General features: G+C 46.6%; 10 protein-coding genes. 2 read left to right on the forward strand and 8 right to left on the reverse strand.

Annotated features, from left to right (window positions below):
• Positions 1 to 73: 73 nt before the first annotated feature.
• The 8 genes from Q0135_RS06400 to Q0135_RS06435 form a co-directional block, all read right to left on the reverse strand.
• Positions 74 to 1,324: an adenylosuccinate synthase gene (locus Q0135_RS06400; protein ID WP_297989247.1), complete on the reverse strand. Its 1,251-nt coding sequence runs from the start codon at positions 1,322 to 1,324 to the stop codon at positions 74 to 76.
• A complete protein-coding gene (locus Q0135_RS06405; protein WP_297989249.1) occupies positions 1,321 to 2,184 on the reverse strand; it encodes an ATP phosphoribosyltransferase regulatory subunit in 864 nt (287 codons plus the stop codon). Before Q0135_RS06405 ends, Q0135_RS06400 begins: the two co-directional genes overlap by 4 nt.
• Positions 2,181 to 6,248, reverse strand: coding sequence for a sensor domain-containing diguanylate cyclase (locus Q0135_RS06410; RefSeq protein WP_297989251.1), 4,068 nt, complete (start codon positions 6,246 to 6,248; stop codon positions 2,181 to 2,183). The genes Q0135_RS06405 and Q0135_RS06410 overlap by 4 nt, the downstream gene beginning before the upstream one ends.
• 51 nt (positions 6,249 to 6,299) lie before the next feature.
• A complete protein-coding gene (modB, locus tag Q0135_RS06415) occupies positions 6,300 to 6,989 on the reverse strand; it encodes a molybdate ABC transporter permease subunit (protein WP_297989253.1) in 690 nt (229 codons plus the stop codon).
• A gap of 1,034 nt (positions 6,990 to 8,023) precedes the next feature.
• Positions 8,024 to 8,872 carry an ABC transporter ATP-binding protein gene (locus Q0135_RS06420; protein ID WP_297989255.1) on the reverse strand — a complete coding sequence of 283 codons (849 nt, stop codon included), beginning with the start codon at positions 8,870 to 8,872 and terminating at the stop codon, positions 8,024 to 8,026.
• The gene (locus Q0135_RS06425) at positions 8,859 to 9,251 is read right to left on the reverse strand and encodes a hypothetical protein (protein ID WP_297989257.1); all 393 of its coding nucleotides are present in this window, start codon (positions 9,249 to 9,251) and stop codon (positions 8,859 to 8,861) included. The genes Q0135_RS06420 and Q0135_RS06425 overlap by 14 nt, the downstream gene beginning before the upstream one ends.
• Positions 9,251 to 10,018, reverse strand: a complete 768-nt coding sequence (modA, locus tag Q0135_RS06430; RefSeq protein ID WP_297989259.1) for a molybdate ABC transporter substrate-binding protein — start codon at positions 10,016 to 10,018, stop codon at positions 9,251 to 9,253. The genes Q0135_RS06425 and modA overlap by 1 nt, the downstream gene beginning before the upstream one ends.
• A gap of 101 nt (positions 10,019 to 10,119) precedes the next feature.
• Positions 10,120 to 10,908: a TOBE domain-containing protein gene (locus tag Q0135_RS06435; RefSeq protein ID WP_297989260.1), complete on the reverse strand. Its 789-nt coding sequence runs from the start codon at positions 10,906 to 10,908 to the stop codon at positions 10,120 to 10,122.
• A gap of 184 nt (positions 10,909 to 11,092) precedes the next feature.
• On the opposite strand from Q0135_RS06435, the gene Q0135_RS06440 reads away from it, so the two are divergent.
• Both Q0135_RS06440 and Q0135_RS06445 read left to right on the forward strand, forming a co-directional pair.
• On the forward strand, positions 11,093 to 11,815 hold the full coding sequence (locus Q0135_RS06440; protein WP_297989261.1) for a VacJ family lipoprotein: 723 nt from the start codon (positions 11,093 to 11,095) through the stop codon (positions 11,813 to 11,815).
• A 2-nt stretch (positions 11,816 to 11,817) separates the two neighbouring features.
• Positions 11,818 to 12,402, forward strand: a complete 585-nt coding sequence (locus Q0135_RS06445; RefSeq protein WP_297989263.1) for an ABC transporter substrate-binding protein — start codon at positions 11,818 to 11,820, stop codon at positions 12,400 to 12,402.
• Positions 12,403 to 12,412 lie beyond the last annotated feature (10 nt).

Below are 12,412 nucleotides of genomic sequence, written 5' to 3' on the forward strand. Positions count from 1 at the left end.
AGTTCTACGAGCGGTCGCGCCGCCCGCGTTTGCAAACGGCGGAATTTTAAAATTCTTAAAATTCCGCCCGATTTTATAAAATTATCGTGTCGCTTCTTTCGGGACTGGTGGAGATGAAGCCCACCTTCGCGCCGCTTAGCTCCTCTATTTTGCGGATATAATTTTGCGCGTTTTGCGGCAGATCTTCAAATTTTGAAATTCCCTTGACGCTGTCCCAGCCCGGCATCTGCTCATAAACCGCCTCGGCCGCTTCCAAATCGATCGGAAAATAATCGATCTCCTCGCCTTTATAGCGATATGCGCGGCAAATTTTAATACTCTCAAAGCCGTCTAAGACGTCAAGCTTCATCAGCGCGAGCTTGTCGATGCCGCTAAGGCGCACGGCGTATTTAGTAGCCACTCCGTCGAACCAACCGCAGCGACGCGCCCTACCCGTCGTGGTGCCGTACTCTTTGCCGATCTCGCGCATCGCCTCGCCTTGCGGGCCCTTATCCTCGGTAGGAAACGCGCCGTTGCCCACGCGGGTGGTGTAGGCTTTTAAAATTCCCATCACCGTGCCGATATCTTTCGGCGCAAGCCCGAGCCCGCTGCAAGCCCCACCCGCGATAGTCGTCGAGCTCGTGACGTAAGGATAGGTGCCGTGATCGATATCAAGCAGGCTTCCTTGCGCGCCTTCTACGAGCACGCGCTTGTCGTAATCAAGCGCCTTCCACAGCATGTGCGTGGTATCGGCGATGTATGGCTCGAGCGCGCTTTTATAGCGCTTTAGCTCCTCGTAAATTTCAAGCTTGCTAGGAATTTTAACCCCCGCTTTTTCAAAAACGCTCTCATGCGAAGCAAAATCGCGCGATAGCGCCTCGGCAAGCCTTTCTGGCTCCAAAAGCTCTGCTACGCGGTGTCCCGTGCGCGCGATCTTATCGGCATACGCAGGTCCTATGCCCTTGCCGGTGGTGCCGATCGCAAGCTCGCCCTTGCTCTTTTCGCGTGCCTGATCGATCAGCGAGTGGTACTGTAAATTTAAAAACGCCTTCTCGCTTATGAAAAATCTACCCTTTAAATTTTCAAACTGCGCCATCTCGGTAATCAGCACGTCGGGGTTGATAACGACGCCGTTTCCGATGATATTTATGATATTTTTATGAAGCACGCCGCTAGGCACCAGATGCAGCGCAAATTTCTCGCCGTTTATGACGATGGTGTGGCCTGCGTTGTGCCCGCCGCTGCTGCGACATACGAAATCGTAATTCGCGCTTATCATATCTACGATCTTGCCCTTGCCCTCATCGCCCCACTGGGCGCCGATGACTACGTCAACTTTGCTCATTTCTCATCCTTTTGCATAATTTTTTCTATCAAAGCATCCACTAGCAGCGCAAAGCCGCTGGATTTTAGCCCGTCTATCTCGTAATTTCCGCCGTTGCAATACACCGCGCCCGCGTCTAAAAATCTAAAAAATAGCGCGTCGTAATAGCGCATTTTAGAGTAATACAGTAGCGAAACGCAGATATGCTCGTAATCCACGCCTAGGTTTAAAATTTCATCCAAACACGGCTTTAGCTCTTCAGGCACCTGCGCACGCAGAGCCTGCACGTCCTTTAGCGACACGGCACGAGCCGTAGCGTCCAGCCAGGGTAAATTTTGCTCAAGCAGCGTCTCAATCTTACCCTTTTCAAAAATTTCAAGCGGCAAATTTAAAATTTCGCAAATTTTTTTAGGAATTTCGATATTGCTTAGCTGAAGCGCGGGCATAAGATCAAATTCTTTAAAAAATTCCTGCGCGATTTTGATCGCAAGCGGCAAATTTTTCTCTCCGATCAGCTCCGCGCCGATCTGATAAAACTCGTCGCTTGGATATTTGAAAGTCGGCTGGACATAAAATAGCCGCCTTAGCTTATCGTCTTTCAGCCGCTTGCGCACGATACGTACGACGTCCACAGTACTGTCTGCGCGAAGCGCAAGCTCGTGGTTCGTGGGATCGGAGAGCTTAAGAAGCTTTTGCGGCGCGACGCTTAGGTGCTGATGATATGAAAAATATGGCGTTAAAATTTCGCTAAAGCCGTTTTGCACGAGGATTTCGCTCGCTTTATTTTCCAGCTCGCGCTTGAGCTGCGCGCTTTTTCCGAAATACAGCCTCGAGCCGTTTGGTATCTCGTGATCGAAATCGGCGCTAACGCTATCTATCATGCTGCCTCCAAATCGCTTATGAACTGATTTAGCCGCGTTTTAAAGCTCTGAATGAAGCTTGCCAAAGCGCGGTAATCAAGCGAAAGAATATCTAAAATTTGCTTACGTATTTCTGTAGTTAGCGCAAATTTTTCGCTGCCCACGCTTTGAGTTTTATTTAAAATTTCGCCGAATTTCGCTCTGAAGCTTTCAAACTCTCCGGGGCTCAGATCGCCCGCATCGGCGCGCGAAACGAAGCTTAAAGCAAGCTCTTTGTAATCAAGCGCGTTTAAGAAGCTGATAAACTCATCTTTGTCGATGGCTGCGAGCTTGGGCGTATCTTTAAAGCGCGCGATGAAAGCGTCTATCTCCCTGCGATCAAGCGCTTTTGCGATAAAATTTCCCTGCAGATAGTTAAATTTCAAATTGTTTAAAAGCCGCAGTGATAGCGCGTTTTCGACCCCTTGAGCACCGAGAGCAAATCCAAACTCCCGCTTTAGCTTGCCCGTGATCTCCACCATCGTTCGGATAGCATTTTTTTTCTTGCCTATGTCAAGGCAGAGCTCGCGGTCGATTTTAACGATATCGAAAGGCTGGGCATTCAAGAATGGGATATTATTTTTATTTGCGCTATTAAGAGCAAATTTAATCCCAAGATCTGCATAACGCCCACGCGCAGGGGCGAATTCCTTAAAATTTCGCTCACTAAAATCGGTTATCTCAAACATCAACTCGCCTTTTGCATTAGCTCTGTCTCGCAAACTGTGAGCTACAAAATCGTAAAATTCATCGTTTGCAAGCACGGCTAGACTCACGTTTATAGAGCAGTTTGCACCCGTTTGAGCGTTAAATTCCATCATCTTTGAAAACGCAAATTTTGAGATCGGCAACTCAAATCGCGGCTCGCTTAATATCTGCGCAAAATCCTGCGGGGCAAGAATTCCGCGCTTTCCGCGATCCCAGCGTAAAAGCAGCTCATATCCGTAAATCTGCGCGCCGCTAATGATCGGCTGATAGAGCACGAAAAACTCCCCCTCTTCGATCGCTGCAGCAATCCCTTCCTCGCTAGGTTCGTCTGCTTCGGCGCGCTCAAAGATGCAGTAGCGGTTTTTGCCGCTCGTTTTGGCGCGATACATCGCCCTATCTGCGCGCGATAAAAGTCCCGAAAAATCGATCTTTTCACTGCCGTCGTAAAACGCTGCGCCAACGCTGATGCTTGCGCTAATTTCGTTGCCTTTGAGGTTAAATTTCATCTTTGAAATCCCAAGCAGACGGTCTAATAGCACATGCGCGGCATCCTTACTTTGCAGATCGCCAATGATGGCGCCAAACTCATCACCGCCTAGGCGCGCTAAAATATCGCCTTTACGCAGTAGCCCGCTCATCGCTTTTGAGATCGCTTGTAAAAACATATCGCCGACCTCGTGCCCGTAGGTGTCATTGATCGCCTTAAAGCCGTCGAAATCGATGAAAAGCACAGCCATAAGCTTAGAATTTTCGCCCGAGTTTGCGGTAAATCTCTGCGCAGCCTTCATAAAATACACTCTGTTCGGAAGCCCGGTAAGCGCATCGTGATGGGCGATCTTGGCTAGCTCGCTCTCTTTTTGCTTGATCTGCGAAATTTCGGTAAACATCAAGATGAAATTTGAAGTAAGCGAGAAATCGTCCTTGATCGCGATCGCCGTAAATAGCGCGGGGAAGGTGCCACCACCTCTTTTTAGTCCGTAAATTTCATCTTTATAGGAGGTCTGTTTGCCAACTAGATTTTTTCTAATCCTCTCCATCACGTCTGCCCCGCCCTCTGTAGGAGCGAAGAAATTTGGAATTTTGCCGATGGTTTGGCTTTCGCTATAGCCGGTGATTTCATAAAAGGCGTTATTAGCGCGCAGCACGCGACCGCTCTCATCTGTGATTAAGATCGCCTCTAGCGAGCGCGAAAACACGTTAGCGTTTAAATTTAACTCCAGCTCCGTCTGCTTGCGCGAGCTGATATCTTCGAGCGTAGTTTTTACAAGGCGAGAGCGAGAGCCGTGCTTTTCTGTGACGTAGCCTTGCATACTGATCCAAGTATAGGCATTAGCGGCGTTTCGCAGACGAAATTCGCAGCTAAAATCGCTCCTAAGCCCGGCGGTGCATTCGCGGATCATTTTATTAAAATTCTCTAAATCCGCGAAGTAAATTTCATAACTAAACTCCCCAAAGCTCATCGCAGTGTTTAGCCTTTTGCCGCGATATTTTAAAATTTTAAAGTAATTTTTATCAAACGATAGCGTCTGCGCGTCAAGATCGATTAAGCAGGTGCAAAAATTCCTAGTCTCGATTACGGTGCGGTAAAAGTCCAGATCCTCCCGCAAGCCGCGGATCGCTTTGACATCGTCATCAATATTTTGAAAATAAAACGCAGCCCTGGCGGCAGATTTTTTGACGTAAATGCTTACCTCGTAGCTATAGCGAATATTATCGTTATGGCGAATTTTATAGCTTTGAGAAAAGCTTAGCTCTTCTGAAGGCATATCGGCTAAGCGGTTTAAAATTTCATTTTTAGCCTCATTCGCATCCTTTTCATCCAGCAAATCCCATAGCCTTATCTCGCCGCTTAAAAACTGCGCCGCTTCGTAACCCCAAAGCTCTTTTATATTTTTGCTAGCATCTACGATCTTGCCCGAAGTGTAGTCAAACACGAGCGTAACGATAGGCGCGTGATTTAAATACTCATATTTTTGCTTAGTTTCATCGTAAAATCTGCGATATTTCGACGCATCCAGCACCACAAAAAGGGTTGAAATTTTACTTCCGTCGCGGATATAAGATTTTTTAACATAAAGGTCTTTGACGCCATTTTTGGTCTCTTGGCGGGTTACGACATAGTTTTCTTTGACATAGTTTGCGCGCTGGGTTTGATAGGCGTGATCGTAAAACGAGCCTGCTTGCAGCGCGAATATATTCCGTCCTACGACGTCATCGCCGTAAAGCTCGCGTGCGCCGTTGCTAGCGCTTTCGATCGTGCCTGCAACGTTATCGATGCTAAGCACCGAAAGGGAGCTGTATTTTAGCGCATCTTTAAAGCTGAGGCTAAAATCGCCGTGGCGCAAATTGGACTTCAAAACCTCATCTATGGATTTAGAAATTTCTAAGACGGAGTTCAGAGGATTTAGTGCTTCTATATCGCGAATTTTGGAGTGGTAATCCCCTTGGCGCAGAGCGTTTTGAACTGCCGCAAGCGGGATAAAAACGCGCTTTTTTAAAAACGTAAAATTTGAAATTAGAAGGATTAAATAAGCTAAAATCGCTGCTGCTAGCGCTACGACGATAAAATCGTCCGCGCCCAAAAAATAGCCGGCTCGTTCGCGAGCCATTACGAAATTATCCCCAAATTTCGCAAGATAGGCAAAGCTTAGCCCAGATTCGTCTTCAAAGCTTACCACTTCGCCTAGGCGCGAAAAATCAAAATCCTGCCCCAATATATCGGTTACGCTGCCAGGAGCGTTAAAGAATTTGCCTTCGGCATTAAAGACCAAAATATCTCCCAGCGAGGAGAGCCTGGCAATCGGCCTAGCGGTGTTGGCAAAGCCTAGCAGATATGAATCAGCGTTTACGCGCTTGATCAAAAAATACCGCCACGCCCCATCCATCATCATATATCGAGAGACCCACTCGCCGTCTCTTAGCTCGCCTATGATATCCGCAAGCCGTATCTCGCCTAGATCTAAAATGCGAGCATCAGATGAGAATTCTGCCAAACTCTCTTGCTCTGTATCATGCACGCGCAGATAAAAAATAGCATCAAATCTATGAGAAGATTTTACGACATTGCGGATCAAATCCGCATAAAGCTCGCTTTGCGCAGCCTCATGCCTTGCGTCCAAAGAAAGGATATTTTCTTTTAAAATCTCAAGCTCGCCAAAAAGCGACTCGTCGGTATTTTTAAGTAAAGTAATCGCTGTGCGCGTCCGCAAATCAAGCTGCGTAGCGATCCTAGTGCGCAAAAAGCTAATCTCGCAAACTACTACAAGCGTAAGCAGCGCAGCACCTAGAATCAAGGCGGCGTTAAATCTTTCGGTAACGAAGTCTTTTTTATTTTTCATGCCAAATTCCAAATTTTGAAGGATTTTAGCAAATTTCGTTTTAAAGCCGATTTAAGCTTGTATTTTTGCGCTTTTTGCGCCCAAAAAATGCATAATCAAAAGCACCGCGAAGCTAAAGAGTAGCATCAGCGCCGAATACGCGTGAGCCTGCGCAAAATCGAGCGTCTCGGTCGCTTCGTAGATCGCGATGGAAGCGACCTTGGTCTGCTCGCTCACGCTGCCGCCGATCATCAGCACGACGCCGAACTCGCCCATTGTGTGCGCAAAGCAGATCACCAAGGCGCTAAGCAGGGAGTGGCGTATCGCGGGTAACGCGACGCGAAAAAGCTTGGAAAAATAGCCCTTGCCGAGCGAATCGCACGCCCAAAAAAGCGAGCGAGGAAGCGAGCGAAAGCCCGAAACCAGCGGCGAAAACATGAATGGCAGCGAGTAGATACAGCTCGCGATCACTAGCCCGCTGAAATTAAATACGAGCCGAAACCCGAAGTATCTGTCAAAAAACTCCCCCAGCACCGAATACGGCGATAGCAAAACAAGCAGGTAAAACCCTAGCACCGAAGGCGGCAGCACGAGCGGAAGCGAGATGATCGATTCGATCACGCTTTTGCCGCGGAAATTTTTTCTCGCCATAAAAAACGCAAGCGGCACGCAGATGATAAACAAAGCGAGCGTCGTCAAGCTGGCAAGCTTTAATGAAACGAGAAACGGCGTGTAATCGAGCCCCTTTAGAATTTCAAACATTTATCCTCCGAGCCGAGCCGCTGGGCCCAAACTATAAAATCTTAAAAGCCTAGCCCTACTTTAAAATTTAGAGGCAAAGCCAGATAGAATTTACGCAAACCTCATAGCCATAAGGTCTTGCAAAATAAAATTTTGAAAAATTCTGCGCAGACCTAGCTGCGCAAGAGCTTTAGCAAAATGAAATTTTAAAAATTTCGCGCAAGCTAAACTGGGCGGAATTTTATAAAAGTGCTTGGCTAATAAATTTCTTCAAGCGTGCAAATTCCGTCAGGCATTTAAGCTCTACCCAAGCTGGTAAATTTTTAAGACCACGAATTTTGCTGAGCTAAATTTCAAAAAGCTTAGCTCAGCTTTAAAACTTGAGCGGGCAGGATTTATCTGAGCGCAAATTTCACGCGAGATAGGCTAAACGACGCCCTCCGAACGACCTAGCGAAATTTCATTGAGCCCGACAAGACGAAATTAAAATTTCGCATAAACCTAAAAGACCCGGTTAATGAAACCTTGCCACAGCTTATTAGGCGAGTTTAACACTCAAGCTTCGAGCCGTTAAAGCTTTTAAAATTTCAAAGCCACAAAATCCAGGTAAAATTCTAAATCTGAAAATTTTAAATTTGCGCGAAGCTTCACATTAAATTTTTTACCAAGATCGCATGATAGAATTCGCGCAACTCCTGACAAAAAAGTAAGCTAAAAGCCGCCAAATTTAAAAATAAACCCACCACGCCAATTAATAAATTCAAAGAAGGAATTTAACGGCGCCTGTCTGCGCAAAATCTAAAATTTAAAGCTTAATTCCCACACGCTATCTAGGATCGCATTGCAATTTTGCTCTAGTCTGCGTTTAAATTTTGTGTTTCATGAAAATCTAAGCGCGATGCGAATGAAATTTTAAAATCTCACCGTATTTTGCGGGCAAATCTAGCTAAAATTTCGCAAAATCCCTCGTCTAAATTCCATAAAAGCCTGTATTTAAATCTCTAATCTAGTTGAAATTTCTCACCCAGGCACGCCCAAAAAGTTTGCCTATAAGTTTAAATTTTACGCAGAGTGATATTAAAGGCTTTGGCACCCGCTTTGACCTCATCGCCTACTTGCAAGCCATCGGCTTCTGCATTGCTTAGCACCACTTCGCACAGCTGGCTGCCGATCGCTACGACAGCCACTTTGACCCCGTCGCGTGCTTGTAAATCGACAATCTTGCCCGCGAAAGAAAACTTCTGCGAGCCGCTAGTTTTAAGGAAAATTTCCTCCGGCGTACCGGTGCGGACTATCCTGCCGTCCTTCATCTCATAAACCCGCTTGCAAAGCCTATAAATCTCACTCACATCGTGGCTTACCAAAATCACGGTCTGATGAAACTGCTCGTGGATTTTTAGCAGATACTCTTGGATTTTTTCGCGCATCGTAAAATCAAGCGCCGAAAGCGGCTCGTCAAGTAGCAAAATTTCAGGCTCTTGCATCAGTGCGCGAGCAAGTGCCACGCGCTGCTTCTGTCCGCCGCTAAGACCCTCTACGCCAGATTTTGCAAACTCGCTAAGCTCTAAAATTTCAAGCAACATCGCAACTTTTTGCGGATCGTTTCTGGCAAAAAGTAGATTGCCCGTCACACTCATATTCTCAAAAAGTGCGTAGTCTTGAAACAAAAAGCCGATCCTGCGCTTGCCCGCACTTAAGAATTCATTGCCTTCTTGTAGCACGCGATCGCCGTCTTTTATGCTACCACTATCTGCGCGCAAAAATCCCGCTAAAATGCGCAGCAGTGTAGTCTTACCGCTGCCGCTGCGCCCATATAGGCACACAAACGAGCCTTTGTTAATCTCTAAGCGAGCATCAATCGAGAAATCATCACTGATTTTTTTCTTACAATCAATCGTTATCATATTTTTCTATATATATCGCAGTGGCGCTAACGTATGCGAAAACCTCGTCGCCCTCGCGTAAAGCAAGCTCCTGCGCAGAATGCGCGCTAATGAGCACATCAAAGCTTATCTTGCCTTCAAACCTGAGCGTGCATAGAATTTCACCTAAGCTTAGGCTCATAATCTTGCCGTGAATTTCATTTTCGCTAGATACACCACTTAGGGTTTCGCGAGATAAAAGCACATCGGTGCTTTTAAAGCCCACGTAAACTTCGCTACCCACCTTAAGCTCGCTACTTAGCTGCAGAAATACGCCACGTAGCTTGATGCCGCCCGCGATAAATCCTACAGAATGGATGCCGTCTTTTTGTAAAATTTCGTTGATTCTCGCTCTAATCATTAAAACTCGTATCCGTATTTAGCAAAGATCTCTTTGCCCTTATCGCTTAGGATAAAATCATAAAACGCCTTGGCTTCGGCGTTGTCTTTAGCGCGGTTTAGCACGACCATGCCTTGAGCTATCGGCTCGTAGAGGCTGGTGTCGACCAAGACGAAATTTTCGCCCTGCTTGCAAGGCTTGCCGTTGCAGCCGTCCTTTGCCATCTTAGGCGCATACATCGCACTAGCCGCGATAAAGCCGACGTCGGAAGCTTTAAGCGCTTGCGAAAGAGCCTCGCCGATCGATTTTGCTTCTACGATTTTGCCTTTAATCTCATCGTAAACTCCCGCTTTTTGGAAGGCCTGTACGCTTGCGGTGCCGTAAGGAGCGGTCTTTGGATTTGCTATCGAAATCGTTTTTACGCTAGGGTCTTTTAAAGCTTCAAGCCCCTTGCTAAGATCTACGCCGCGCACGCTAAACATCGCCACTTTGCCTTTGGCGTAAGTTTTGGCAGGCGCCGTCGCAAAGCCCTCTTTATGCAGATCGTCTGCAAATTTCATATCCGCCGCCATAAAAATATCAAACGGCGCGCCGTTTTTGATCTGCGTACTAAGCGCTCCGCTCGCACCCAAGCTCACATTTAGCGTAGTTTGCGGATGTAGCTTGGCAAATTCCGCCTTGATCTCGTCAAACGCATACGTCGTGTTCGCAGCGGCTGCTACGCTAACCTCGCCTGCGCTAAGCGCGGCTGCGGTTAAAATTCCTAAAAGCACCGCTTTCAACTTCATTTTATGCCTTTCTTTTCGGCTCTCACCGAGAATTGAATTGTATCTAAAATTTTAAATTTACGCCTTAAATTTTAAAATTTTGCGCACCCAATTTCACCCTATTACGCGCCAATAATGATCTCGCTAGGCTCGATGATCGCCGTTACCTCATCTCCTACTCCCAGAGCCATCGCGGTGGCAGATTCTCGCGTGATGATCGCGGTGATATTTTGGTGCGAGCTTGTGTCTAGACAGATCTCTGCGTTTACCGCGCCGATTTTGACCTCGCTAATCGTGCCTTTGATTTGATTCGCCGTACTAAGTTTTAGCTTCTCCGAGGCTTCTTTAGCGATGATGACACTTGGAGCCTTAAATAAAAACAGCACATCCTTGCCCACCTTTAGCCCTAAATTTTTTTCGCTCTCTACGGTTACTGTCGCACATAAAATTTCGCTACCTGCGAGTTTAGCCGTGATTTGAGAATTTACAGCGCCTGTTTGAACATCCGTAATCTCAACGCTTAGCTGATTGCGCGCAGAAAGCTTCATGCCGATCTTCTCTAAGCTTAAAAGGCTCTCTTCGGTGATCTCGTCAAGCTTTAAAATTTCACTCAAAAACGTCTCGCCCGCGTGGCTGATAGCATCATAGGCGCGAATCAGCTTGTGAGCGTAAGGGGTAAGCTCGGAGCCGCTATTTTTCTTGGTGCCTTGAGTGCGGACGATGAGGGGTTTTTTGCTCGCGTTGTTGATTAAATTTAGCGCGTCCCAGCCGTTTTTATACGACACTCCTACGATCTCTGCGGCCTTTGTAATACTTTTAGTCTCATCTACGGCCTTAAGCAGCTTAATGTGCTTGGCTAAAAGCGATGCTTTGTTGCCAAGCAGGAATTCCAAAGCAAATTTTGCATCCATTTTCATCCTTTCTTATTTACTTTCACGTGATTTTATAATATATCCTCTGATATATTTCTTAAAGAGCCGCAGGCTTTATTTTGCGCTATAAAGAGGGAAATTCTATATGAAATTTTACCTTTATTGACAAAATTTCTTTAAACTTGTAAAATCGCCACTTTGATTTATAAGGAAGGTTTGCAATTTGAAATTTATAAAAATTCTATTCCTAGCCGCAGCCTTAGCGCTTTGCGGTTGCTCACAGAAGCAAGACGCGGCGCCTAGCGGCGATACAGATGGTTTTGACGAGGAGTTTGCCAAGCGCGAAGTTTTCGATCCGCTTAGCGGCTATAACCGCGTTATGACGAGCTTCAACGACGTATTTTACTCATATATACTAACCCCCGTAGCCAGCGGCTACGACTACGTGATGCCGGATCCGATCCAGGGGGCATTTTCAAATTTTTTCTATAATATTTTATATCCGATGAGACTCGTAAACAACCTGTTGCAGGGCAAATTTGAAAATTCTTGGGACGAGACGAAGCGATTTTTGATCAATTCGACCGTCGGCTTCGGCGGGCTTAATGATATGGCGGGCAAATACTACGGGATTCCGCGCCACGACGAGGATTTCGGGCAGACGCTCGGATATTGGGGCGTGCCGGCGGGTCCGCACATCGTCTGGCCGATCTTAGGACAAAGCAATCTACGCGATACAGCAGGACTTGTCGGAGATTATTTTTCAAACCCGATAAATTATATTAAAGATGGCACCGTTCGAAACTCCGTCAACGGATTTAGAATATTTAACGACTACTCGCGCGATCCGGAATTTTATGAAAAAATGACCAAAGATGCGGTGGATCTATATCCGTTTTTACGCGATGCTTACGAGCAAAATCGCGAGAAACTAATAAAGGAATAACAATGAAAATTTTAAAAGTTCTAGCGCTTTGCGGAGCGCTTTTGATCTCAGCGCACGCTATTAGCGATGCGGATATCGAGCCTGTGATGAGCCAAAAGGTCGCCGAAGCCGTAGGCATTATGCGAAGCAGCGCGCCCAAAGACGCAAAGCCAGCGAAAATCTTTGCGCTTTTCGACGGCTATTTTGATTATAAGATGATGGCGAAGCTCTCCCTTGCGAAGCATTACGCTAGCCTTAGCCCCGCGCAGATCGCGGAATTTAATAAGGCCTTTGAAGCGCATCTAAAGCGCTCGTTTATCGAAAAACTTTCGCTTTATACCGATCAGGATATGAAGGTGCTAAGCAAACAAAGCCCGAGCGATAAGCGCCGCGTGCTAAAAACACAGGTCATTGGCGAGCAGAAAAACTACGACATAGATTTTAAATTTTATCCTAACGGCTCTGATTGGCGCATCTACGATGTCGATATCGTGGGCGTTAGCCTAATCCAAACCTATCGCTCGCAGCTAGGCGACGTAACGCAAAATTTGGGCTTTGACGAGCTCATAAAACGGCTAAATTCCACCGTCATCAATAGTGGCGAATAGCGGCGCGCCT

The organism is uncultured Campylobacter sp., assembly GCF_937981295.1.
Classification (GTDB): Bacteria; Campylobacterota; Campylobacteria; order Campylobacterales; family Campylobacteraceae; genus Campylobacter_B.

Excerpts from the sequence above, each read along its gene's own strand:
- Q0135_RS06400 (WP_297989247.1), bottom strand. The coding sequence starts at position 1,324 with ATGAGCAAAGTTGACGTAGTCATCGGCGCCCAGTGGGGCGATGAGGGC.
- Q0135_RS06405 (WP_297989249.1), bottom strand. The coding sequence starts at position 2,184 with ATGATAGATAGCGTTAGCGCCGATTTCGATCACGAGATACCAAACGGC.
- Q0135_RS06410 (WP_297989251.1), bottom strand. The coding sequence starts at position 6,248 with ATGAAAAATAAAAAAGACTTCGTTACCGAAAGATTTAACGCCGCCTTG.
- modB (WP_297989253.1), bottom strand. The coding sequence starts at position 6,989 with ATGTTTGAAATTCTAAAGGGGCTCGATTACACGCCGTTTCTCGTTTCA.
- Q0135_RS06420 (WP_297989255.1), bottom strand. The coding sequence starts at position 8,872 with ATGATAACGATTGATTGTAAGAAAAAAATCAGTGATGATTTCTCGATT.
- Q0135_RS06425 (WP_297989257.1), bottom strand. The coding sequence starts at position 9,251 with ATGATTAGAGCGAGAATCAACGAAATTTTACAAAAAGACGGCATCCAT.
- modA (WP_297989259.1), bottom strand. The coding sequence starts at position 10,018 with ATGAAGTTGAAAGCGGTGCTTTTAGGAATTTTAACCGCAGCCGCGCTT.
- Q0135_RS06435 (WP_297989260.1), bottom strand. The coding sequence starts at position 10,908 with ATGGATGCAAAATTTGCTTTGGAATTCCTGCTTGGCAACAAAGCATCG.
- Q0135_RS06445 (WP_297989263.1), top strand. The coding sequence starts at position 11,818 with ATGAAAATTTTAAAAGTTCTAGCGCTTTGCGGAGCGCTTTTGATCTCA.